Annotated in this window: 28 protein-coding genes and 1 pseudogene; 6 read left to right on the forward strand and 23 right to left on the reverse strand. The window is 66.4% G+C overall.

Going from position 1 to position 21416, the window contains the following annotated elements; translation table 11 throughout:
• Nucleotides 1–74: 74 nt before the first annotated feature.
• Nucleotides 75–962, reverse strand: a complete 888-nt coding sequence (locus U1F38_RS04655) for an amino acid ABC transporter substrate-binding protein (RefSeq protein WP_409985895.1) — start codon at nucleotides 960–962, stop codon at nucleotides 75–77.
• A 158-nt stretch (nucleotides 963–1120) separates the two neighbouring features.
• On the opposite strand from U1F38_RS04655, the gene U1F38_RS04660 reads away from it, so the two are divergent.
• Nucleotides 1121–1996: an EamA family transporter gene (locus U1F38_RS04660; RefSeq protein WP_409985896.1), complete on the forward strand. Its 876-nt coding sequence runs from the start codon at nucleotides 1121–1123 to the stop codon at nucleotides 1994–1996.
• A 7-nt stretch (nucleotides 1997–2003) separates the two neighbouring features.
• Here the strand turns inward: U1F38_RS04660 and ptsP are convergent, their stop codons facing one another.
• The 6 genes and pseudogenes from ptsP to U1F38_RS04690 all read right to left on the reverse strand — a co-directional run bounded on the left by ptsP (nucleotide 2004) and on the right by U1F38_RS04690 (nucleotide 6529).
• Entirely contained in the window at nucleotides 2004–3737 is a 1734-nt protein-coding gene (gene ptsP / locus U1F38_RS04665) for a phosphoenolpyruvate--protein phosphotransferase (protein ID WP_409985897.1), read from the reverse strand.
• Nucleotides 3738–3924: 187 nt separating this feature from the next.
• Nucleotides 3925–4068 carry a hypothetical protein gene (locus U1F38_RS04670; RefSeq protein ID WP_409985898.1) on the reverse strand — a complete coding sequence of 48 codons (144 nt, stop codon included), beginning with the start codon at nucleotides 4066–4068 and terminating at the stop codon, nucleotides 3925–3927.
• Between the two features lies 1 nt (nucleotide 4069).
• The gene (locus U1F38_RS04675) at nucleotides 4070–5041 is read right to left on the reverse strand and encodes an IS110 family transposase (protein ID WP_409985785.1); all 972 of its coding nucleotides are present in this window, start codon (nucleotides 5039–5041) and stop codon (nucleotides 4070–4072) included.
• Nucleotides 5042–5264: 223 nt separating this feature from the next.
• A complete protein-coding gene (locus U1F38_RS04680) occupies nucleotides 5265–5534 on the reverse strand; it encodes an HPr family phosphocarrier protein (RefSeq protein ID WP_409985899.1) in 270 nt (89 codons plus the stop codon).
• Nucleotides 5506–5950 (reverse strand): annotated as a pseudogene (locus tag U1F38_RS04685) (PTS sugar transporter subunit IIA); the annotation flags it as partial. The pseudogene U1F38_RS04685 and the gene U1F38_RS04680, both read right to left, overlap by 29 nt.
• 39 nt (nucleotides 5951–5989) lie before the next feature.
• On the reverse strand, nucleotides 5990–6529 hold the full coding sequence (locus U1F38_RS04690) for a hypothetical protein (RefSeq protein ID WP_409985900.1): 540 nt from the start codon (nucleotides 6527–6529) through the stop codon (nucleotides 5990–5992).
• A gap of 65 nt (nucleotides 6530–6594) precedes the next feature.
• Between U1F38_RS04690 and U1F38_RS04695 the strand changes: the two genes are divergently transcribed.
• The 3 genes from U1F38_RS04695 (at nucleotide 6595) to U1F38_RS04705 (ending at nucleotide 9223) form a co-directional block, all read left to right on the forward strand.
• The gene (locus U1F38_RS04695) at nucleotides 6595–7830 is read left to right on the forward strand and encodes a CaiB/BaiF CoA transferase family protein (RefSeq protein ID WP_409985901.1); all 1236 of its coding nucleotides are present in this window, start codon (nucleotides 6595–6597) and stop codon (nucleotides 7828–7830) included.
• Between the two features lie 85 nt (nucleotides 7831–7915).
• A complete protein-coding gene (locus U1F38_RS04700) occupies nucleotides 7916–8647 on the forward strand; it encodes an alpha/beta fold hydrolase (RefSeq protein WP_409985902.1) in 732 nt (243 codons plus the stop codon).
• Between the two features lie 111 nt (nucleotides 8648–8758).
• Nucleotides 8759–9223, forward strand: coding sequence for a TlpA disulfide reductase family protein (locus U1F38_RS04705; RefSeq protein WP_409986144.1), 465 nt, complete (start codon nucleotides 8759–8761; stop codon nucleotides 9221–9223).
• Between the two features lie 59 nt (nucleotides 9224–9282).
• Here the strand turns inward: U1F38_RS04705 and U1F38_RS04710 are convergent, their stop codons facing one another.
• A complete protein-coding gene (locus tag U1F38_RS04710; protein ID WP_409985903.1) occupies nucleotides 9283–9741 on the reverse strand; it encodes a c-type cytochrome in 459 nt (152 codons plus the stop codon).
• Between the two features lie 113 nt (nucleotides 9742–9854).
• On the opposite strand from U1F38_RS04710, the gene U1F38_RS04715 reads away from it, so the two are divergent.
• Both U1F38_RS04715 and U1F38_RS04720 read left to right on the forward strand, forming a co-directional pair.
• Nucleotides 9855–10529, forward strand: coding sequence for a cytochrome b/b6 domain-containing protein (locus U1F38_RS04715; protein WP_409985904.1), 675 nt, complete (start codon nucleotides 9855–9857; stop codon nucleotides 10527–10529).
• A 95-nt stretch (nucleotides 10530–10624) separates the two neighbouring features.
• The gene (locus tag U1F38_RS04720; protein WP_409986145.1) at nucleotides 10625–11068 is read left to right on the forward strand and encodes a GNAT family N-acetyltransferase; all 444 of its coding nucleotides are present in this window, start codon (nucleotides 10625–10627) and stop codon (nucleotides 11066–11068) included.
• A gap of 205 nt (nucleotides 11069–11273) precedes the next feature.
• Here the strand turns inward: U1F38_RS04720 and U1F38_RS04725 are convergent, their stop codons facing one another.
• The 15 genes from U1F38_RS04725 to rpsG all read right to left on the reverse strand — a co-directional run bounded on the left by U1F38_RS04725 (nucleotide 11274) and on the right by rpsG (nucleotide 21352).
• Entirely contained in the window at nucleotides 11274–11777 is a 504-nt protein-coding gene (locus U1F38_RS04725; protein WP_409985905.1) for a peroxiredoxin, read from the reverse strand.
• 121 nt (nucleotides 11778–11898) lie between these two features.
• Nucleotides 11899–12168, reverse strand: a complete 270-nt coding sequence (rpsQ, locus tag U1F38_RS04730) for a 30S ribosomal protein S17 (protein WP_409985906.1) — start codon at nucleotides 12166–12168, stop codon at nucleotides 11899–11901.
• 2 nt (nucleotides 12169–12170) lie between these two features.
• The gene (gene rpmC / locus U1F38_RS04735) at nucleotides 12171–12377 is read right to left on the reverse strand and encodes a 50S ribosomal protein L29 (RefSeq protein WP_409985907.1); all 207 of its coding nucleotides are present in this window, start codon (nucleotides 12375–12377) and stop codon (nucleotides 12171–12173) included.
• A 15-nt stretch (nucleotides 12378–12392) separates the two neighbouring features.
• On the reverse strand, nucleotides 12393–12809 hold the full coding sequence (gene rplP / locus U1F38_RS04740) for a 50S ribosomal protein L16 (RefSeq protein WP_409985908.1): 417 nt from the start codon (nucleotides 12807–12809) through the stop codon (nucleotides 12393–12395).
• A gap of 2 nt (nucleotides 12810–12811) precedes the next feature.
• The gene (rpsC, locus tag U1F38_RS04745; protein WP_409985909.1) at nucleotides 12812–13696 is read right to left on the reverse strand and encodes a 30S ribosomal protein S3; all 885 of its coding nucleotides are present in this window, start codon (nucleotides 13694–13696) and stop codon (nucleotides 12812–12814) included.
• Nucleotides 13697–13715: 19 nt separating this feature from the next.
• Nucleotides 13716–14045 (reverse strand): 50S ribosomal protein L22, encoded by a 330-nt coding sequence (gene rplV, locus U1F38_RS04750; RefSeq protein WP_409985910.1) that lies wholly within the window; start codon nucleotides 14043–14045, stop codon nucleotides 13716–13718.
• Nucleotides 14046–14056: 11 nt separating this feature from the next.
• Nucleotides 14057–14332, reverse strand: a complete 276-nt coding sequence (gene rpsS / locus U1F38_RS04755) for a 30S ribosomal protein S19 (RefSeq protein ID WP_409985911.1) — start codon at nucleotides 14330–14332, stop codon at nucleotides 14057–14059.
• A 12-nt stretch (nucleotides 14333–14344) separates the two neighbouring features.
• Entirely contained in the window at nucleotides 14345–15169 is an 825-nt protein-coding gene (gene rplB, locus U1F38_RS04760) for a 50S ribosomal protein L2 (protein ID WP_409985912.1), read from the reverse strand.
• 3 nt (nucleotides 15170–15172) lie between these two features.
• Nucleotides 15173–15508 carry a 50S ribosomal protein L23 gene (rplW, locus tag U1F38_RS04765; RefSeq protein WP_409985913.1) on the reverse strand — a complete coding sequence of 112 codons (336 nt, stop codon included), beginning with the start codon at nucleotides 15506–15508 and terminating at the stop codon, nucleotides 15173–15175.
• Complete coding sequence (gene rplD / locus U1F38_RS04770) at nucleotides 15505–16125, reverse strand: 50S ribosomal protein L4 (protein ID WP_409985914.1); 621 nt, start codon at nucleotides 16123–16125, stop codon at nucleotides 15505–15507. The genes rplW and rplD overlap by 4 nt, the downstream gene beginning before the upstream one ends.
• Nucleotides 16125–16802 carry a 50S ribosomal protein L3 gene (rplC, locus tag U1F38_RS04775; RefSeq protein ID WP_409985915.1) on the reverse strand — a complete coding sequence of 226 codons (678 nt, stop codon included), beginning with the start codon at nucleotides 16800–16802 and terminating at the stop codon, nucleotides 16125–16127. The genes rplD and rplC overlap by 1 nt, the downstream gene beginning before the upstream one ends.
• Before the next feature lie 201 nt (nucleotides 16803–17003).
• The gene (rpsJ, locus tag U1F38_RS04780) at nucleotides 17004–17315 is read right to left on the reverse strand and encodes a 30S ribosomal protein S10 (RefSeq protein ID WP_377479312.1); all 312 of its coding nucleotides are present in this window, start codon (nucleotides 17313–17315) and stop codon (nucleotides 17004–17006) included.
• A 12-nt stretch (nucleotides 17316–17327) separates the two neighbouring features.
• Nucleotides 17328–18518 carry an elongation factor Tu gene (gene tuf / locus U1F38_RS04785; protein ID WP_409985916.1) on the reverse strand — a complete coding sequence of 397 codons (1191 nt, stop codon included), beginning with the start codon at nucleotides 18516–18518 and terminating at the stop codon, nucleotides 17328–17330.
• 169 nt (nucleotides 18519–18687) lie between these two features.
• On the reverse strand, nucleotides 18688–20796 hold the full coding sequence (gene fusA / locus U1F38_RS04790) for an elongation factor G (protein WP_409985917.1): 2109 nt from the start codon (nucleotides 20794–20796) through the stop codon (nucleotides 18688–18690).
• An 85-nt stretch (nucleotides 20797–20881) separates the two neighbouring features.
• Entirely contained in the window at nucleotides 20882–21352 is a 471-nt protein-coding gene (gene rpsG, locus U1F38_RS04795) for a 30S ribosomal protein S7 (protein WP_317749229.1), read from the reverse strand.
• Between the last annotated feature and the right edge of the window lie 64 nt (nucleotides 21353–21416).

Consider the following 21416-nt stretch of genomic DNA (forward strand, 5'->3'; position numbering starts at 1 on the left):
GCGGCGCGCTCAGAAATCAGGGGCGAATCCGATCCGGCGAGCACCGGGCGCAGCAAGCGGGACTTGGGCCTGGCCTATGTCGCCGGCTTGTCCGACGGCGCCTTGATGTTGTCTTGCAGCTCCTGGCTCATCGGCAGCCCGATGGCCTGGTTGCGCGGCGGGATGGGCTCCATGAACCACTTGTTGTAGAGCTTGGTGAACTCGCCCGTCTTCATCATGCCGTTGATCACGCCGTCGACCAAGGCCTTGAACTTGGGGTCGTCCTTGCGCACCATGCAGGCGTAGGGCTCGACCTGCAGCGACTCGCCCACCACGTCCAGCGCCGCCGGATCCTTGGCGTTGGCCTTCAGGCCGAACAGCAGGATGTCGTCCATGGCAAAGGCGTCGGCGCGGCCGGTCTCCACCAGCATGGCGGCGTCGGCATGGTCCTTGGTGCCGATGATCTCCAGGTTCAGGTTCTTCTCGTCGTTGTAGCGGCGCACCACCTGCATGTTGGTGGTGCCGGTGGTGATGGCCACCTTCTTGCCCTTCAGCTCGGCCCAGTTCTGGATGCCCGAGCTTTTTCTGACCATCAGCCGCGTGCCGGTGTAGAAGTAGTTGGTGGCAAAGCTGACCTCCTTGCCGCGCGCGCTGTTGTTGGTGGTCGAGCCGCACTCCAGATCGATCGTGCCGTTGACCAGCAGCGGAATGCGGTTGGCCGAGGTGACCGACTGCCAGCCGACCTGGATGTCGTTCTTGCCCAGCTCCTTCTTGACGGCGGCCAGCACGGCGTTGGAGATGTCCACGCCAAAGCCGATCGGCTTGTCGGCCCCGGCCAGGTAGCTGAAGGGCACCGACGAGTCGCGGTACGCAAAGGTGATCTTGTTGTTGGCGGCCACCGTGCCCAGGGTATCGGCGGCGTAGGCGGGCAGGGTGACGGTGCAGGCCAGCGCGGCGGCGGCCAGCAAGACGGGGCGTTTCATGGATGCGGTCCTTGTGAGATCGTTGGCAACAAGCCTGTGCGGGGTGCGGCAGGCTGTGCGCATGATGCGGCGCGGCGCGGCGGCCGGCAATCAGGGAAGCTCCCCGGGTTGGCCCGCCCGTAAGATGCAGGAAGTCACGGTTTCCGGCTTTTTGCTTCATGCCCCCTCAACATTCCGCCCGCGCGGCCAACTGGCTGGCGCTGGCCACCATCGCGCTGTGGGCCTCGCTGGCCGCGCTGGGCGCGGCACTGCGCCACGTGCCCCCGTTTTTGCTGACCGGCCTGGGCCTGCTGGCCGGCAGCCTGATCGCGCTGCCGCTGGTGCGTTTTGACCTGCGCCGCCTGGCGGTGCCCTGGCCGACGCTGGCCGTGGGCGTGTACGGGTTGTTCGGCTACCACTTTCTGCTGTTCACGGCGCTGGGGCAGGCCCCGGCCGTCGAGGCCAACCTGGTGAACTACCTGTGGCCGCTGGGCATCGTGCTGATGGCGCCGCTGATCCTGCCCGGCGTGCGCCTGACGGCGGCGCACGTGGGCGCAGCGCTGGCGGGCTTTGCGGGCGCGGCGTTGGCCATTGTGGGGCCCGGCGGCGACAGCGCAGCGCCGGGCAACGTGGCGCTGGGTTTTGCCTGCGCGGCCGGGGCGGCCTTCATCTGGTCCAGCTATTCGCTGCTGACCAAGCGCCTGGCGCTGACGGGGCGCAATTTTCCGACTGCCGCCATCGGCACGTTCGGGTTGGTGTCGGGCTTGCTGGCGCTGGTTTGCCACGTGCTGCTGGAGCCGGCGACGAGCCTGTCGGCGCGCGACGTGGCACTGATCGCGGCGCTGGGCCTGGGGCCCCTGGGCGGGGCATTCTTCTTGTGGGACAGGGCGCTGAAGCTGGGCGATGCGCGCCACATCGGGGTGCTGAGCTATCTGACGCCGCTGCTGTCCACCTTGCTGCTGCTGTGGAGCACGGGACGGCCGCTGAGCCTGTCCATCGCCGGGGCCACCGCACTCATTCTGGGCGCCGCTGTGATCGGCACGCGCTCGCGCTGAAGCGCCTTCACGGATCGTGCGGCGTCAGCAGCGCCGCCGGCTCGTCGCTGGCCAGCACGGCCTGCGCCCAGGGCGCCAGCTGGCCGGCGTCGGCGCGCAGCAGCTCCTGCTTGACGGTGAGGATCTGCGAGGGGTGCATGGAGAAGCTGCGCAGGCCCAGGCCCAGCAGCAGGCGCGTCATCTGCGGGTCGCCCGCCATTTCGCCGCACACCGTCACGCCCTTGCCCTGCGCGCGCGCCGCGGCAATGGTGCCGGCCACCAGTTGCAGCACCGCCGGGTGCAGCGGATCGAACAGGTGGGCCACGGAGTCGTCGGCGCGATCGATGGCCAGGGTGTACTGCGTCAAGTCGTTGGTGCCGATGGACAGAAAGTCGAAATGGCGCAGAAACATCTTGACCGTCAACGCCGCCGCCGGCACCTCGATCATGGCGCCGATCTTGACCGCGCCATGCACCTGGCCGCGCGCATCGATCTGCGCACGCGCCTGCGCCAGCAACTCCAGCGTCTGGCGAATCTCGCTGGCGTGCGCCAGCATCGGAATCAGGATGTGCACCTGCCCGTGCGCGGCGGCGCGCAACAGCGCACGCAGCTGGGTCAGGAACATGGCCGGCTCGGACAGGCTCCAGCGAATGGCGCGCAGGCCCAGGGCCGGGTTCAGGTGCGTGCTTTCGCGCCGGTCGTCCAGCGGCTTGTCGGCGCCGATGTCGATGGTGCGGATGGTGACCGGCATGCCATGCATGGCCTCGGCGGCCTGGCGATAGGCCTGGTATTGCTCTTCCTCGTCGGGCAGCTTGCCGTGCCGGCCCATGAACAGAAATTCGCTGCGAAACAGGCCCACGCCCACGGCGCCCGCGGCCAGCGCGGCCTGGGTATCGCCCGGTTGCTCGATGTTGGCCAGCAGCTCGACGCGCTCGCCATCCAGCGTGACGGCGGGGGTGTGCGCGAGCCGCGCCAGGCGGCTGCGCTCGAGCTCGCCCTGACGCTGCTTGTAGGCGTATTCGTCGCGGATGATGGGCGTGGGATCGACGATCATCACCCCGGCATCGCCGTCGATGATGACCCAGTCGTCCTGGCGCACCAGGTCGCTGGCCGCGCGCGCGCCCACCACGGCCGGTATGTCCATGCTGCGCGCCACGATGGCGGTGTGGCTGGTCTTGCCGCCCACGTCGGTGACGAAGCCGGCAAACACGCTCTTCTTGAATTGCAGCATGTCGGCGGGCGACAGGTCATGCGCCACCAGCACCAGCGACTCGCCTTCGGCGCGGGCGGCGCGCGGCGCGGCGATGGCATTCAGCGGCGGCACGCCCTTGAGGCGCCGCAGCACGCGTTCGACCACCTGCTCCAGGTCGGCCTTGCGCTCGCGCAGGTACTCGTCCTGCATTTCGTCGAACTGGCGCGCCAGCACTTCCAGCTGCGTCACCAGTGCCCATTCGGCGTTGTAGTGGCGCTCCACGATCCACTGGCGCACGCCGGCGCCGATAGTCTCGTCTTGCAGCAGCAGCAGGTGCACGTCCAGCAGGGCGCCCAGTTCGGGCGGCGCATCCTTGGGCAGCTCGCGCTGCATGCGCTGCAGCTCGGACACCACCGCGTCGCGCGCGGTGCGCAGGCGCGCCAGCTCGGCCAGCACCTGCTCGGGCTCGATGAAGTCGTGCACCACCTCCACCCGACTGGACGCCACCAGCACCGCGCGCCCAATCGCGATGCCACGCGCAACCGGCAGGCCGTGGACGGCGAAGGTCATGGCGTCATCTCAGTTGTCCATGGCGCTGCACGCCACCCGCAGCGGATGAAACCCAAGGACGCCAAAGGCCGCGAAGCAGGCCACGCCCGTGATCGCCGTGGCCGGGGTCCCCCCGGCCAGAGGCGATGCCCCCTCGAGGGGGTGGGCGAAACATCGCGCAGCGAGTGAAGACTGGGGGTGTTTCATCTCAGTTGTCCATGGCGCTGCGCACGACCCGCCGCGGATGAAACCCAAGGACGCCAAAGGCCGCGAAGCAGGCCACGCCCGTGATCGCCGTGGCCGGGGTCTCCCCGGCCAGGGGCGATGCCCCCTTGAGCAACTGTGTTCTCAAGTCAAGTCTGTTGAATGAAATTTTCATGCTTGGACAGATCCCAGGCGGTTTTATCTCTGAGCATGGCGTTGAGAATCGTCAAGAGCTTGCGCATGCAAGCGACGATGGCCACTTTCTTGGGTTTGCCCGCTTGTAGCAAACGCTCATAGAAGACCTTGAACACGGGGTTGTAGCGAATGGCTGAGAGCGCGGCCATGTACACCACGGCCCGCACCTCGGCGCGCCCACCCCAGATACGACGCTTGCCACTGCGCTCGCCCGAATCATTGGCCAGGGGAGCCACACCCACCAGCTTGGCGATCTGGCGTCGCTTGAGCCGGCCCAATTCGGGCAGCGCCGCGCTCAGGGTGAGAATCGCCACCGGACCGACGCCCTTGACACTGTCGAGCAACGCGCGCTGCTGCTTGAAGTGTCGATCCAGGTGCGAGTCGGCGTCCGCATCAATGGCCGCGATCTGCTTGTCCAGCATCCCGAGGACGGCTTTGATGCTGCGCGCGGCGCGTGCGCTGGCCTGCTCCAAGCGGTGGCCTTCAGCCACTCGCATCTCGATGAGCTGCCGACGCCGTGTCATCAGCACTGCCAACTCCTGGCGCCGGACATCCTCCATAGGCGTGATGTATTTGGCTCGATCCTTGTGGCGCGCCAACACGTCGGCAAAGTCGCGCAGGATGCGGGCATCGACCTTGTCGGTCTTGGCCAACTCACCCATCGACTTGGCGAAGTCGTGGCTCTGACGCGGATTGACACGCGCGACCGCAATGCCGGCACGTTGCAGCGCCCACACCAGTTCACGCTCGTAGCCACCAGTGGCCTCGATGACCACCAAATCAACATCGGTGCTCTTGAACTGATTGATCAGCTCCTGCCACCCGTCGGCGTCGTTGGGCACGCGCCGATGCTGATCGCCCACGCATGCATCGAGATGCAGTTTGGACACATCAATACCGGCGTTGGCTCGACCGACGCCACTCACTACCCCACCTTGTGCATGCATGTTCATGATCGGCAACTGTTCGGGCTACGTGGTTGGATGAAAGATGTCAATGCGTTGACCGATTGCTCAAGGTCGAACTCAAGGCTCCAGGGGGAGGCAGGTTTGGCGCACTGACGACAACTGAACGAGGACTGCAGTTGCAAAGATACAAGGGGGTGGGCGAAACATCGCGCAGCGAGTGGAGACTGGGGGTGGTCCACATTCATTCGCCTTCCCCGAACTTGTCGTTGATGAGCGCCAGCAACGCATCCATCGCCTCCTGCTCCTGCGGGCCATCGGTTTCAACCGTCACCGAGCTGCCAATGCCCGCGGCCAGCATCATCACGCCCATGATGCTCTTGGCGTTGATGCGCCGCTCGCCCCGGCTCATCCACACCTCACAGGGGTAGGCGGCGGCCAGCTTGGTGAGCTTGGCCGAGGCGCGGGCGTGCAGGCCCAGCTTGTTGGAGATGGTGGCTTCCGTCTGGATCATGGTGTTTTCGGCTTTCCGCTATCGGATGGCGCGGCCACGGCCACCACGCCTTGCGCGCCGCCGGCCAACGCCCGCTCGGCCATCACGGGCAGGGGCTCGGCGCGGTAGGTGAGCGCACGCAGCAGCATCGGCAGGTTGACGCCGGCCAGCAGCCGCATGCGCTCGTCCGTCAGCAGGCGCTGCGCCACGTTGCAGGGCGTGGCGCCCAGCACGTCGGCCAGGATCAGCACACCGGACTTGTCGTCGCAACGCGCCAACGCGGCCTGGGCGGCGGCCTGGCTGACCTCGGGCGGGGCGCTGGCCTGCACGTCCACCGCCAGCAGGTCCGGTGCGCAGTCGGCCAGCACGTGCAGCGCGGCATCGCGCAGCGCTTGCGCCAGCGGAGCATGGGCGATCAGGAGAACGGCGTTGCTCATACGGCCCGGATTATCAATGCCCGCGCGCACCGCCGTGCACTACCACCCCAGAGCGTCGAAAAACGCCTGCGCTGCCACCGGTTGCGGCCGATCGGCATACACCACGGCGTGCAGCAGCTCGGTGCCGCCGCCGGGCGCGGCGTGCGCGCTCCACACCGCCTGCGCTGCCACCGGCCGGCCGTCGCCGCGCCGACCCTGGGCCACGACGCGTTGCGCATGCGGCAGGGGCAACCCGCCGGCGGGGCGATAGTCGCTGCGCTGCACGCTGGCCCCGTCGGCCTGCATGTTGGCCAGCGTGGCCTGCTGCCAGCCGGCCAGCACGGCGTCGGGCGCCTCGCCCGCGGGCACGGTGGCGGTCATCACGGCAAAGGTGGCGCCAGCGGCGTCGCAACCCGCCACGGCCAGATCGGTCGGCGCGCCACCCAGCGGGACGCTGCGCGTGGTGCGGTCGGCCTTGCACGGCAACAGGGCGTGTGCACTGGAGCCGGCCAGCGCCACCTCGCGCCAGTTCAGCGCCGGGCTGCAGGCCAGCAGTGCCGTCAGCGAGAAGGCCGCCAGGGCCATGCGCAGCATCATCATGCGGGCGATTATGGGCGGGCAAGGGCAGGCTGAAAGCAGCCGGCGATTGCTCGATAATGCACCGCATGAACTCCCTCGACGGCATCCGCGTCCTCGACCTCTCCCGCGTGCTGGCGGGCCCTTGGTGCACCCAGACGCTGGCCGATCTGGGCGCCGACGTGATCAAGATCGAGCGCCCCGGCACGGGCGACGACACGCGCAGCTGGGGCCCGCCCTTTCTGGTGGGCGACGACGGTCGCGAGTCGCAGGAAGCGGCCTACTACCTGGGCGCCAACCGCAACAAGCGCTCGCTGACCTGCGATATCGCCCGCCCCGACGGGCAGCAGCTGATCCGCGAATTGGCGACCCACTGCGATGTGTTCATCGAGAACTTCAAGGTCGGCGACATGGCGCGCTACGGGCTGGACTACGCCGCCTTGTCCGCCATCAACCCGCGCCTGGTGTATTGCAGCCTGACGGGCTTTGGCCAGAGCGGGCCATATGCGCCGCGCGCGGGCTACGACTACATCATCCAGGGCCTGGGCGGACTGATGAGCGTGACCGGCGAGCGCGACGACCTGGGCGGCGGCCCGCAGAAGGTGGGCGTGGCCGTGTCCGACCTGTTCACCGGCATGTATGCCACCGTGGGCATTCTGGCCGCACTGCGCCACGCCGAGCGCACCGGGCAGGGCCAACACGTGGACATGGCGCTTTTGGACAGCCAGGTGGCCATGCTGGCCAACCTGGGCGCCAACTACCTGGTGAGCGACAAGGTGCCGGGCCGCATGGGCAACGCGCACCAGAACATCGTGCCCTACCAGGTGTTCGAGGTCGCGCCCGCAGCCGACGGCGGCAAGGACTTCATCATCCTGGCCGTGGGCAACGACGGGCAGTTCGCCAAGTTCTGCCAGGTCGCCGGGCGCCCCGATCTGGCGCAGGACGAGCGCTACGCCAAGAACCGCGATCGCGTGCTGCACCGCGCAGCCCTGGTGCCCGAACTCGAGCCCGTGATGAAGACGCGCGCCAAGGCCGACTGGCTGGCCGCGCTGGAGGCCGCGCAGGTGCCCTGCGGCGCCATCAACAAGCTGGACGAGGTGTTTGCCGACCCGCAGGTGCAGGCGCGTGCCATGGTGGACCACTGGGCGCACCCGATCAAGGCCGACTTGCGGCTGGTGGCCAGTCCCATCAAGCTGAGCCAGACCCCCGTGCGCCACGACCATCCGCCGCCGCTGCTGGGCCAGCACACGGATCAGGTCCTGGGCGAATTGCTGGGCTGGGACGCGGCGCGCATCGCGGCGTTGCGCGAGCAAGGCGTCATCTGAAAAAACTACTATTTTGATAGCTGCTTGCGCTTGTTGCACGGGCGACAGCGGCGAATTTGACTGACAAATCCAAGCACAGCACGCCATGGCCAACTACCTGCTCGTGCACGGCGCTTGGGGTGGCGCCTGGTACTGGCGGCCGGTGCAGCACGCGCTGATCCGCGCCGGCCACAACGCCCACGCCGTCACGCTGACGGGGCTGGGCGAGCGCGCCCACCTGCTGTCCGCCGCCATCACGCTGGAGACGCACATTGCCGACGTGCGCCAGGCGCTGGCCGCCGAGGAAATGCGCGACTGCATCCTGGTCGTGCACTCGTATGCCGGCATGCTGGGCACGGCCGTGGCCGACCGCGAACCGGCGGGCGCGCTCAGGCACCTGGTCTACGTGGACGCCGTGGTGCCCCGGCCGGGCGAGAGCTGGAGCAGCACGCACGGCCGCGCCACGCGCCAGGCACGCCTGCAAGCCGCCGCCGCCACGCCCGAGTTCAGCTTTCCGCCGCCCGACCCGGCGGTGTTCGGTCTGGCGGACAACGACTACGGATGGGTCAAGCGCCGCCAGACGCCGCACCCCGGCCACACCTACGAGGCCCCGCTCGACTTCGACCCCGCGCGCGTGGCCCGCGTGCCGCGCACCTTCATCGACTGCACCGCGCCGGCGCTGGGCACCATCGATGCCATCCGCCCGCGCGTGCGAGACGCCAAATTCTGGGACGGCGCCTGGCTGCCCGGCTGCCGCATCGTGACGATGGCCACCGGGCACGACCCCATGATCACGCGGCAAGACGAAATGACCCGCCTGCTGCTGGATCTGGCCTGAACTTTGCCGCGCCGGCGGGCTCGAATGGGCCCTGTCCGCGACCAGCGGGTTTGCCCCCATCGCCCTAAAATGCTGTCCGTGAAACCCTTCAAACCCACCCGCCGCAGCGCCTTGGCCGCATTGGCCGTGGCGACGGCCGCCCTGGCGGGCTGCGGCGACGACGCTGCGCCCCTGTCCACCTTCGTGCTGCTGGACGGCTCCAGCCAGACCACGCAGCAACTGAAGGGCAAGGTCACCCTGGTCAACTTCTGGGCCACCAGCTGCACCACCTGCGTGGGCGAGATGCCGCAGGTGATTTCGACCTACGACAAGTACAAGGACAAGGGCTACGACACCATCGCCGTGGCCATGTCCTACGACCCGCCCAGCTACGTCGTCAACTTCGCGCAGACGCGCAAGCTGCCCTTCAAGGTCGCCATCGACAACACCGGCGCGGTGGCCAAGGCCTGGGGCGACGTGCAGCTCACGCCCACCACCTACGTCGTCGACAAGCAGGGCCAGATCGTCAAGAAATACGTCGGCGCGCCCGATTTTGCCGAGCTGCACAAGCTGATCGAGAAGTTGCTGGCGGCCTGAAACGCCTTGCGACAAAAAAGGGCGCTTCATCGAGCGCCCTTTTTTTCGTCCCGGCCAGCTTACTTGCGGCGGAAATCGTCGTGGCAGGCCTTGCAGCTTTGCGCCGTGGGGCCGAAAGCGGCCTTGAGCTGATCCAGGCTGCCGCTCTTGGCGGCGGGCAGCAGGGTTTGCGCCACGGTGGCCTGCATCTTCTCGGCGCGCTCCTTGAACTTGGCCTGCTCCTGCCAGATCTCGGGGCGCGCGGCCGTCTCGCGGCCCTTGTCGGTGCCCGGGGCAAAGGCCTGCCAGGGCAGGTGCGAGACCATGGCCACGATCTCGGCATCGGCCGCCGCGGCGGCGGCGTCATAGGGCGCCTTGCCATTGGCCATGGCACCCAGGCGGGAAAAATAGGTGCCCATCACGGTGAGCGCGCTCTGGCGAAACTTGATCGCGTCCTCGGGCTTGGCAAACTGGGCCGAAGCCGGCAGGGTGAAAGCGGCGGCCGACACGGCCAAGAGCAAGACGGCGGGGGTATTCATCTGAAGAGGCCTCCAACGGGTTGGGACAAAGCGGATGTGGCTTAAACTGGCCACGACTGGCTGCCGCAGCATACTGGAAGCGCGGCAATCTTTGGTCCAAACCGTGTGAAGAAATGCAGAGCATTCGCGTCTGGGATTTGCCCACCCGTCTGTTTCATTGGCTGCTGGCCCTGGCGGTCGTCGCCCTGGTGGTGTCGGCCAAGATCGGCGGCAATGCCATGAACCTGCACTTGCGGCTGGGCTACGGGGTGTTTGCGCTGCTGCTGTTTCGGCTGGCATGGGGTGTGGTGGGTGGACGCTGGTCGCGTTTTGCCAGCTTTGTGCCCACGCCGGCGCGCCTGCGTGCCTATCTGAAAGGGCACACACCGATCGACGCGCAAGTCGGCCACAACCCGTTGGGCGCGCTGTCGGTGCTGGCCATGCTGGCGGTGCTGTCAATGCAGGTGGGCACGGGCCTGCTGGCCGACGACGAAATCGCCTATGCCGGCCCGCTGGCGGCGCGCGCGTCCGAGGCGCTGGTCAAGCTGGCCAGCCACTACCACACCGGGCCGGGGCAGATCCTGGTGCTGGCGCTGGTGGCCTTGCACGTGCTGGCGATCATCGCCTATGCGTGGCGCGGCCACGCGCTGGTGCGTCCGATGATCAGCGGAGACAAGGCCATGACGCAGGCCGCAGCCGCGTCCCGCGACACCGCGGGCACGCGCGCGTTTGCGCTGGTGCTGCTGGCGCTGTCGGCCGCAGGGGTCTACGCCGTGGTGCGCTGGGGCGGCGCTGCCTCGTTCGGCTGAAAGTCCCCTTCGATCATCGCTCGCCTTCGCCCCCTCGATTTGCCATGCCGTCCGCTCCTCTCGTTGAAATCGCCGCGGCCCACACGCCGCAGCACATGCAGGGCGCGCGCGCGCTGTTTCAGGAATACGCCGAGCAACTGGGCGTCGATCTGTGCTTTCAGGGCTTCGACGCCGAACTGGCCGCCCTGCCCGGTGACTACGCCGCACCGCGCGGCACCCTGCTGCTGGCCTGGGTGGACGGCGAACTGGCGGGCTGCTGCGCGCTGCGCCCGCTGGACGACGCGCACTACCCGGGCGCGGCGGAGATGAAGCGCTTGTATGTGCGCAAGGCGTTTCGCGGTTTCGGCCTGGGCCGGCAACTGAGCGAGGCGATTTTGGATGCCGCCGTCCAGATCGGCTATGCCTGCGTGCTGCTGGACACGCTGGACGACATGGAGTCGGCGCGCGCGCTGTACGCCGACCTGGGCTTTCAGGAGGTTGCGCCCTACTACCACAACCCGCTGCCGGGGGCGCATTACCTCAAGGTCGATCTGGCGTAACCGCAAGGCCCAGAAATCAAAGCCAAGTCGACCGCTGGCGCCCGTCTTTCAAGCGCAAGCAGCTATCAATACCATAGTTTATCGAATGCGCAGCCGGCACTCCGGCGCGGCATCGCGCGCAACCGCGGTTCGGTGGCCCGACGTTCCGACAGACGCGGGGCAGACGCCCGCGCGCGCCTGCAAACGCGCCAACGGCCCGCAGGGACTACTTCACCTGCGCCAGCAGCGTCGCGCCGTCGCTGACCTCGAACTTGCCGGGGCCCTCGATGTTGAGCGTGGCGACCTTGCCGTCCTTGACCAGCATGGAATAGCGGTTGCTGCGCAGGCCCAGGCCCTTGCCGGTCAAGTCCAGCGTCAGGCCGGTGGCCTTGGCGAAGGCGGCGTCGCCGTCGGCCAGCATGCGGATCTTGCCCGCCGTTTTCTCGTCGCGCGCCCAGGCGCCCATCACGAAGGGGTCGTTGACCGACAGGCACCAGATCTCATCCACGCCGGCGGCCTTGAGCGCGTCGTGCGCGGCCAGGTAGCTGGGCACGTGCTTGGCCGAGCAGGTGGGCGTGAAGGCGCCCGGCACCGCAAACAGCGCGATGGTCTTGCCGGCGGCCGCCTTGGCCACGTCCACCGGGTTGGGGCCGATGCTGCAACCGCCGCCCTCCACCTCGGAATACTCGGCCAGTGTCACCGCCGGCAATGTGTCTCCAACCTTGATCATGAATGGGCTCCTTGAGATGAATTCGCACGGGATTGTCCGCCAACCGCCGCAGCAACAAAAACGGCCCACATTGTGGGCCGTTTTTCGGATCGGCGCTGCGGGGCGCCGATTGGGGGTGCGATCAGACCTGCGCGGCCTTCTGCACCAGGCGCGTGGCCACCCAGTTCTTGGTCTTGGACAGCGGGCGGCTCTCGGTGATCTCGATGGTGTCGCCCAGCTTGTATTCGCCCTTTTCGTCGTGGGCGTGGTATTTGCTGGAGCGCACCACGATCTTGTCGTAGATCGGGTGCTTGACGCGGCGCTCGATCAGCACCGTCACGGTCTTGGTGCGCTTGTCGCTCACCACGGTGCCCACGAGGGTGCGCTTGAGGGAGGGTTTGGCTTCGGTCATGTTCAATGTCCTTGCTTGGCCGCCGCCTGCTTCTCGGCCAGCACGGTCTTGGCGCGCGCCACGGCACGCCGCGTCTGGCTGAGCTGAGCGGTGTTGTTCAGCTGCTGGGTGGCCTTTTGCATGCGCAGGTTGAAGTGGGCTTTCTGCAGCGCCTTCACCTCGGCTTGCAAGCCGGCGACGTCCTTTTGGCGCAATTCAGCGGTTTTCATGGTTTTCTCCTTCGCTTACTGGCCGATCATGCGGGTGACGAAGGTCGTGCGCAGCGGCAGCTTGGCAGCAGCCAGGGCAAACGCTTCGCGGGCCAGGGCCTCGGGCACGCCGACGATTTCGTACAGCACCTTGCCGGGCTGGATTTCGGCGACGTAGTACTCGGGGTTGCCCTTGCCGTTGCCCATGCGGACTTCAGCGGGTTTGGTCGAGATGGGCTTGTCCGGAAAAATGCGGATCCAGATGCGCCCACCGCGCTTGACGTGGCGGGAAATGGCCCGGCGCGCCGATTCGATCTGGCGTGCGGTCAGACGACCCCGATCGGTCGACTTCAGGCCGAAGTCGCCAAAGGCCACGGTATTGCCACGAGTGGCGATACCGGTATTGCGGCCCTTGTGCTCCTTGCGATATTTTCTGCGTGCAGGCTGCAGCATGCTTATTCTCCTTTGGCGCCGTCAGCGGCCGGCGCGGCTGCCTTGCGCACGCGGCGCGCGGCAGGTTGTCCGTCCGCGGCTTCGGCGGGTTTGTCGCTGCCGTCGGCGGGCGCGCCAGCGCCCCCGCGGGCATCGCGGCGCGGGCCGCCACGGCGATCGCCGCCGGGGCCGCCACGACCGTCACGGCGCGGACCACGCGGACCGCGGCGCTCCTCGCCCTCGGGGCGCGGCGTGCTGTCCAGCGAGGGCGCGTCGGTGCGGCCCAGGTTGTCGCCCTTGTAGACCCACACCTTGACGCCGATGACGCCGTAGGTGGTCTTGGCTTCGGAGAAGCCGTAGTCGATCTCGGCGCGCAGCGTGTGCAGCGGCACGCGGCCTTCGCGGTACCACTCGGTGCGCGCGATCTCGATGCCGTTCAGGCGGCCGGCCGACATGATCTTGATGCCCTGCGCACCCAGGCGCATGGCGTTCTGCATGGCGCGCTTCATGGCGCGGCGGAACATGATGCGCTTTTCGAGCTGCTGGGTGATCGAGTCGGCGATCAGCTGGGCATCGACCTCGGGCTTGCGCACCTCTTCGATGTTGACGGCCACCGGCACACCCAACTGGGTGGCCAGGTCCTTCTTGAGCTTCTCGATGTCCTCGCCCTTTTTGCCGATCACCACGCCCGGACGCGCCGAGTAGATGGTGATGCGGGCATTCTTGGCGGGGCGCTCGATCAGCACGCGCGAGACGGCGGCGTTCTTGAGCTTGGCCTTGAGCAGCTCGCGCACCTTGATGTCTTCGGCCAGCATGCCGGCGAAGTCACGGTTGCTGGCATACCAGCGGCTGGCCCAGTTGCGGCTGACGGCCAGGCGAAAGCCGGTCGGATGGATTTTCTGTCCCATAGTCTTTCCAGGCCTTTGTTCAGTTGCCCACCGTCACGTACACGTGGCACGTGGGCTTGACCAGGCGCGCACCGCGGCCCTTGGCGCGGGCGGCCGAGCGCTTGAGGGTGGTGCCTTGCTCGACGTAGATGGTCTTGACACGCAATTCGTCGATGTCGGCGCCGTCGTTGTGCTCGGCGTTGGCGATCGCCGACTCGAGCACCTTGCGCACGATGGGCGCGGCCTTCTTCTGCGTGAAGTTGAGGATGTTGAGGGCCTGGTCCACCTTCTTGCCGCGGATCAGGTCGGCCACCAGCCGGCCCTTGTCGGCCGACAGGCGCACGCCTCGCAGGACTGCACGTGTTTCCATGAGTGCGCTCCTTATTTCTTGGCTTTTTTGTCTGCCGCGTGACCCTTGAAGGTGCGCGTCAGAGCAAATTCGCCGAGCTTGTGGCCGACCATCTGGTCGGTCACGTACACCGGCACGTGCTGCTTGCCGTTGTGCACGGCAATGGTCAGGCCGATGAAGTCGGGCAGCACCATCGAGCGGCGCGACCAGGTCTTGATCGGTTTCTTGTCCTTGGTGGCCACCGCCTTGTCAACCTTGGCGAGCAAGTGGTGGTCAACAAACGGACCCTTTTTGAGAGAACGAGTCATTTGCCTGGTCCCTTACTTCTTGCGACGCGAAACAATCATGTTCTGCGTGCGTTTGTTGCTGCGGGTGCGATAGCCCTTGGTCAGGTTGCCCCACGGGTCGACCGGCTGGCGACCGCTCTTGCTGCGGCCCTCGCCGCCGCCCATCGGGTGGTCGACCGGGTTCATCACGATGCCGCGCACCGTGGGGCGAATGCCCATCCAGCGCTTGACGCCGGCCTTGCCGAACTGGCGCAGGCTGTGCTCTTCGTTGGCCACTTCACCGATGGTGGCGCGGCATTCGATGTGCACCTTGCGCACTTCGCCCGAGCGCATGCGCACCTGGGCATAGGTGCCCTCGCGCGCCAGCAGCGTGGCCGAGGTGCCGGCCGAGCGGGCGATCTGCGCGCCGGCACCGGCCTTCAGCTCGATGCAGTGGATGGTCGAGCCCACCGGGATGTTGCGGATCGGCAGCGTGTTGCCGACGCGGATCGGCGCCTCGGCGCCGCTGATGAGCTGGCTGCCGACCTCGACGCCGCGCGGGGCGATGATGTAGCGGCGCTCGCCGTCGGCGTAGCACACCAGGGCGATGTGGGCCGAGCGGTTGGGGTCGTATTCGATGCGCTCGACCTTGCAGGCGATGCCGTCCTTGTCGCGACGGAAGTCGACCACGCGGTAGTGGTGGCGATGACCGCCGCCCTTGTGGCGCGTGGTGATGCGACCGTTGTTGTTGCGACCGGCCTGCTGGAACTGGGGCTCGAGCAGCGGCGCGAAACCCTCACCCTTGTGCAGGTGATCGCGCGTGATCTTGACCATGCCGCGGCGGCCGGGCGAAGTCGGTTTGATCTTGACAATAGCCATGGTTTACGCAGCCTCCCCGGACAGGTTCAGCTCTTGACCTTCCTTGAGCACGACGTAGGCCTTGCGAACATGATCGCGACGGCCCACGGTGCGGCCAAAGCGCTTGGTCTTGCCCTTGATGTTGGCAACCGAAACGCTCTTGACCTGGACATTGAACAGCAGCTCGACGGCCGCCTTGATTTCGGGCTTGGTCGCGCCTTGCAGCACCTTGAAGGTGACGGCGTTGGATTTTTCGCCCACCAGCGTGGCCTTCTCGGACACGATGGGCGCCACCAGCACCTGCATCAGGCGGCCTTCGTCGAATTTGCGCTCGGCGGGCGTGGGATTGATGCGGCTCATGCGAACATCTCCTTGAGCTGGTCGATGGCGCCCTTGGTGACCAGCACCTTCTTGTAGTGCACCAGCGACACCGGATCGGCGTAGCGCGGCTCGATGACCAGCACGTGGCCGAGGTTGCGCGAGGCCAGGTACAGGTTTTCATCGACCTCGTCGGCGATCACCAGCACCGAATCAAGCCCCATGGACTTGAAGCGGGCGGCCAGCTGCTTGGTCTTGGGTGAATCGACCTTGATCGACTCAACCACCGCCAGGCGGCCGTCGCGGGCCAGCTGCGACAGGATGGACGCCATGCCGGCGCGGTACATCTTCTTGTTGAGCTTCTGGCTGAAGTTTTCCAGCGGGCTGTTGGGGAAGATGCGGCCGCCCCCGCGCCACAGCGGCGAGGAGGTCATGCCGGCGCGCGCGTTGCCGGTGCCCTTTTGGCGGAACGGCTTCTTGGTCGAGTGCTTGACCATCGCGCGGTCTTTTTGCGCACGCGTGCCCTGGCGGGCGTTGGCCTGGAAGGCCACCACCAGCTGGTGCACCAGCGCTTCGTTGTAGTCACGGCCGAACACGGTCTCGGGGGCGTCCACCTTGGACGCGGCCTGACCCTGCTCGTTCAGGAGTTCGAGCTGCATTAGTTGGCCTCCTGCTTGGCGGACTTGGCCTTGACGGCCGGGCGCACTGTGACGAAGCCGCCGCGCGAGCCGGGCACGGCGCCCTTGATCAGCAGCAGCTGGCGCGCCTCGTCCACGCGCACGACGTCCAGGTTCTGGGTGGTGACGGTCTCGTCGCCCATGTGGCCGGTCATCTTCTTGCCCGGAAACACGCGGCCCGGGTCCTGCGCCATCGAGATGGAGCCCGGCACGTTGTGCGAACGGCTGTTGCCGTGCGAGGCGCGCTGCGAGCTGAAGTTGTGGCGCTTAATGGTGCCGGCATAGCCCTTGCCGATGGAAGTGCCCTGCACGTCCACCTTCTGGCCGACGGCAAACACGTCGCCCGCAGGCACTTGGCTGCCTGCGGCATATTTGCCAGCCACGTCGCCTTCGACACGGAATTCCTGGGTGATTTCACCGGCTTGCACGCCCGCCTTGGCGAGGTGCCCGGCCTCGGGCTTGGTCACGCGCGAGGCCTTGCGCGCACCGAACGTGACCTGCAGGGCCACGTAGCCGTCATTGTCCTGGGTCTTGACCTGGGTGACGCGGTTGCCCGACACATCGACCACCGTGACAGGCACTGAATCGCCGTCATCGGTGAACAGACGCATCATGCCCACCTTGCGCCCCAGCAATCCCAATCGATTGCTTTGACTCATGTTTTTACTCCTTGGCTTTCACCGCGCGGCGCTGCAATTGGCCCGTGCGTTGAACCCGAACAATTCGAGCTTGTGTGAAAGAGGGTTGAAAATCTTGCCCAAAACGGGCAAGCCTTAAATCATAACGCAAAAATCCCACCGTGGCAAGCCATGCCCCGATGGGTCGACCCAGCCGGGGCGTTCAGCCCCGGCGGGCGCCGATTACTGCAGCTTGATCTCGACGTCCACGCCCGCGGGCAGGTCCAGCTTCATCAGCGCGTCGACGGTCTTGTCGGTCGGGTCGACGATGTCCATCAGGCGCTGGTGCGTGCGGATTTCGAGCTGGTCGCGGCTGGACTTGTTGACGTGCGGCGAGCGCAGGATGTCGAAGCGCTTCATGCGCGTGGGCAGGGGCACGGGGCCCTTGACCACGGCGCCGGTGCGCTTGGCGGTGTCCACGATCTCGGCGGCCGACTGGTCGATCAGCTTGTAGTCGAACGCCTTCAGGCGGATGCGGATTTTTTGCTGTGCCATGAAAGCCGCTCCTTATTCGATGATCTTGGCCACCACACCCGCGCCCACCGTGCGGCCGCCTTCGCGGATGGCAAAGCGCAGGCCTTCTTCCATGGCGATGGGGGCGATCAGCTTGACGGTGATGCTGACGTTGTCGCCGGGCATGACCATCTCCTTGTCCTTGGGCAGCTCGATGGAGCCGGTCACGTCCGTGGTGCGGAAGTAGAACTGGGGACGGTAGTTGTTGAAGAACGGCGTGTGGCGGCCGCCCTCGTCCTTGCTCAGCACATACACCTCGCCGGTGAAGTGCGTGTGCGGCTTGATGGAGCCGGGCTTGCACAGCACCTGGCCGCGCTCGACTTCTTCGCGCTTGGTGCCGCGCAGCAGGATGCCGACGTTGTCGCCCGCCTGGCCCTGGTCCAGCAGCTTGCGGAACATTTCGACGCCGGTGACGGTGGTCTTTTGCGTGGCCTTGATGCCGACGATTTCGATTTCTTCGCCAACCTTGATGATGCCGCGCTCGATGCGACCGGTGACGACGGTGCCGCGACCGGAGATGGAGAACACGTCTTCGACGGGCATCAGGAAGGCGCCATCGACGGCGCGCTCGGGTGTGGGGATGTAGCTGTCCAGGGCGTCGGCCAGGTTCATGATGGCCACTTCGCCCAGCTCGCCGGTGTCGCCTTCCAGGGCCAGCTTGGCGCTGCCTTTGATGATGGGGGTGTCGTCGCCGGGGAATTCGTACTTGGACAGCAGCTCGCGCACTTCCATCTCGACGAGCTCCAGGAGCTCGGCGTCATCGACCATGTCGCACTTGTTGAGGAAGACGATGATGTAGGGCACGCCGACCTGGCGGGCCAGCAGGATGTGCTCGCGGGTCTGGGGCATGGGGCCGTCGGCGGCCGAGACCACCAGGATGGCGCCGTCCATCTGGGCGGCGCCGGTGATCATGTTCTTGACGTAGTCGGCGTGGCCGGGGCAGTCGACGTGGGCGTAGTGGCGGTTGGCGGTCTCGTACTCGACGTGCGAGGTGTTGATGGTGATGCCGCGCGCTTTTTCTTCGGGGGCGTTGTCGATCTGGTCGTAGGCCTTGGCCTGGCCGCCGAACTTCTTGGCCAGCACGGTGGCAATGGCCGCCGTCAGGGTGGTCTTGCCGTGATCGACGTGACCGATGGTGCCGACGTTGACGTGCGGCTTGCTACGCTCGAATTTCTCTTTTGCCATTTCTATCTCTCCAAAGAGCCATGCCTGTGTTCGGGTTTAACGTCTGCACCCGGTTGCTTGATCGTCCCGCACAGGGCAACGGGACGGCACCGGGTCGCAGACTGCAAAAACTATTGATTTGATAGCGCCTCGCGCATGATGGACAAGCGCGAGACACCCACTGAACGCCTTATTTGGCGCGCGCAGCGACAATCGCCTCGGCGACGTTCTTGGGCGCCTCGCTGTAGTGCTTGAACTCCATCGTGTAGGTGGCGCGGCCCTGCGTCATGGAACGCAGCGTGGTGGCGTAGCCGAACATCTCGGACAGCGGCACCTCGGCCTTGATGGCCTTGCCGCCACCGACCATGTCGTCCATGCCCTGCACCATGCCGCGGCGGCTGGACAAGTCGCCCATCACCGTGCCGGCGTAATCCTCGGGCGTCTCCACCTCGACGGCCATCATGGGCTCGAGAATGACGGGGTTGGCCTTGCGGGCCGCTTCCTTGAAGCCGAAGATGGCGGCCATCTTGAAGGCCTGCTCGCTGGAGTCCACGTCGTGATAGGAGCCGAAGGTGAGACGCACCTTGACGTCGACCACCGGATAGCCGGCCAGCACGCCCGAAGTCAGGGCCTCGACCACGCCCTTTTCCACCGCCGGGATGTACTCGCGCGGCACCACACCGCCCTTGATCTCGTCGACGAACTCGAAGCCCTTGCCGGACTCCTGCGGCTCCAGCGTGAAGACGACGTGGCCGTATTGCCCCTTGCCGCCCGACTGGCGCACGAACTTGCCCTCGACGTCGGTGACGGTCTTGCGCACGGTCTCGCGGTAGGCCACCTGGGGCTTGCCCACATTGGCCTCGACGTTGAACTCGCGCTTCATGCGGTCCACGATGATTTCGAGGTGCAGCTCGCCCATGCCGGCAATGATGGTCTGACCCGACTCCTCGTCGGTGCGCACGCGGAAGGACGGGTCTTCAGCGGCCAGGCGCGACAGGGCCAGGCCCATCTTTTCCTGGTCGGCCTTGGACTTGGGCTCCACCGCCTGCGCGATCACGGGCTCGGGGAACACCATCTTCTCGAGCATGATGGGCGCATCGACGTCGCACAGGGTTTCGCCCGTGGTGACGTCCTTCAGGCCCACGCAGGCGGCGATGTCGCCGGCGCGGATTTCTTCGATCTCGATGCGCTCGTTGGCGTGCATCTGCACGATGCGGCCGATGCGCTCCTTCTTGCCCTTGACGGCGTTGAACACGGTGTCGCCCTTGGTGAGCACACCCGAATACACGCGCACGAAGGTCAACTGGCCGACAAAGGGGTCGGTCATCAGTTTGAACGCCAGGGCGGAGAATTTCTCGCCGTCATCGGCCTTGCGGGTCAGGTGCTTGTCGTGGTCGTCCGGGTCGGTGCCGTCCACGTCGGGGATGTCCACCGGCGAGGGCAGGTAGTCGATCACGGCGTCCAGCATGCGCTGCACGCCCTTGTTCTTGAAGGCCGTACCGCACAGCATGGGCTGGATTTCGGTGGCGATGGTGCGCGTGCGCAGGCCGAGCTTGAGGTCGTCCTCGGAGAGGTCGCCCTCCTCCAGGTACTTGTTCATCAGCTCTTCGCTGGCTTCGGCCGCGGCTTCCACCATGTTCTCGCGCCACTTCTTGGCGTCGGCGGCCAGCTCGGCCGGAATGTCCTGATAGTCGAACTTCATGCCCTGGGAGGCTTCATCCCAGATGATGGCCTTCATCTTGACCAGATCGACCACACCCTTGAAGTTGTCCTCGGCGCCGATGGGAATCACCACGGGCACGGGGTTGGCCTTCAGGCGCAGCTTCATCTGGTCATAGACCTTGAAGAAGTTGGCGCCGGTGCGATCCATCTTGTTGACGAAGGCCAGGCGCGGCACCTTGTACTTGTTGGCCTGGCGCCAGACGGTTTCGGACTGGGGCTGCACGCCACCCACGGCGCAGTACACCATGCAGGCGCCGTCCAGCACGCGCATGGAGCGCTCCACCTCGATGGTGAAGTCCACGTGGCCGGGGGTGTCGATGATGTTGAAGCGGTGCTCCGGGTAGGACAGGTCCATCCCCTTCCAGAAACAGGTCACCGCCGCCGAGGTGATGGTGATGCCGCGCTCCTGCTCCTGCTCCATCCAGTCCGTCGTCGCAGCGCCGTCGTGCACCTCGCCCAGCTTGTGGGTCACACCGGTGTAGAACAGGATGCGCTCGGTCGTCGTGGTTTTGCCAGCGTCGATGTGCGCCGAGATACCGATGTTGCGGTAGCGCTCGATGGGGGTTTTGCGTGCCATGATTTTCTTTCCTTAACGGCCAAGGGCCCGCCCACCGAAATCCGGCAGGTCGGGCCGCAGGCCTTCAAAACGGGATGCTGCGCCTTTAGAAGCGGAAGTGGCTGAAGGCCTTGTTGGCTTCGGCCATGCGGTGCACCTCGTCACGGCGCTTCATCGCGCCGCCGCGGCCTTCGGTGGCCTCCAGCAACTCGTTGGCCAGGCGCATGGCCATGGACTTTTCGCCGCGCTTGCGGGCGGCCTCCTTGATCCAGCGCATCGACAGCGCCAGACGACGCACCGGACGCACCTCGACCGGCACCTGGTAGTTGGCGCCGCCCACGCGGCGGCTCTTGACCTCGACCATCGGCTTGACGTTGTTGATGGCGACGGTGAAGAGCTCCAGCGGATCCTTGCCGCTTTTCTTCTCCATGGTTTCGAGCGCGCCGTAGATGATGCGCTCGGCGACGGCCTTCTTGCCGCCTTCCATGATGACGTTCATGAACTTGGACAGCTCAACGTTGCCGTACTTGGGATCCGGCAGGATTTCACGTTTGGGGACTTCGCGACGACGTGGCATTTCTTACCTTTCAATTTGCTTCAGTTGGCAAGTGAAGTGATCGCTCACCTGTATTGCTTGCCGC

This window comes from Ottowia sp. (genome assembly GCF_046348305.1).
Taxonomy (GTDB): Bacteria; Pseudomonadota; Gammaproteobacteria; order Burkholderiales; family Burkholderiaceae_C; genus Ottowia.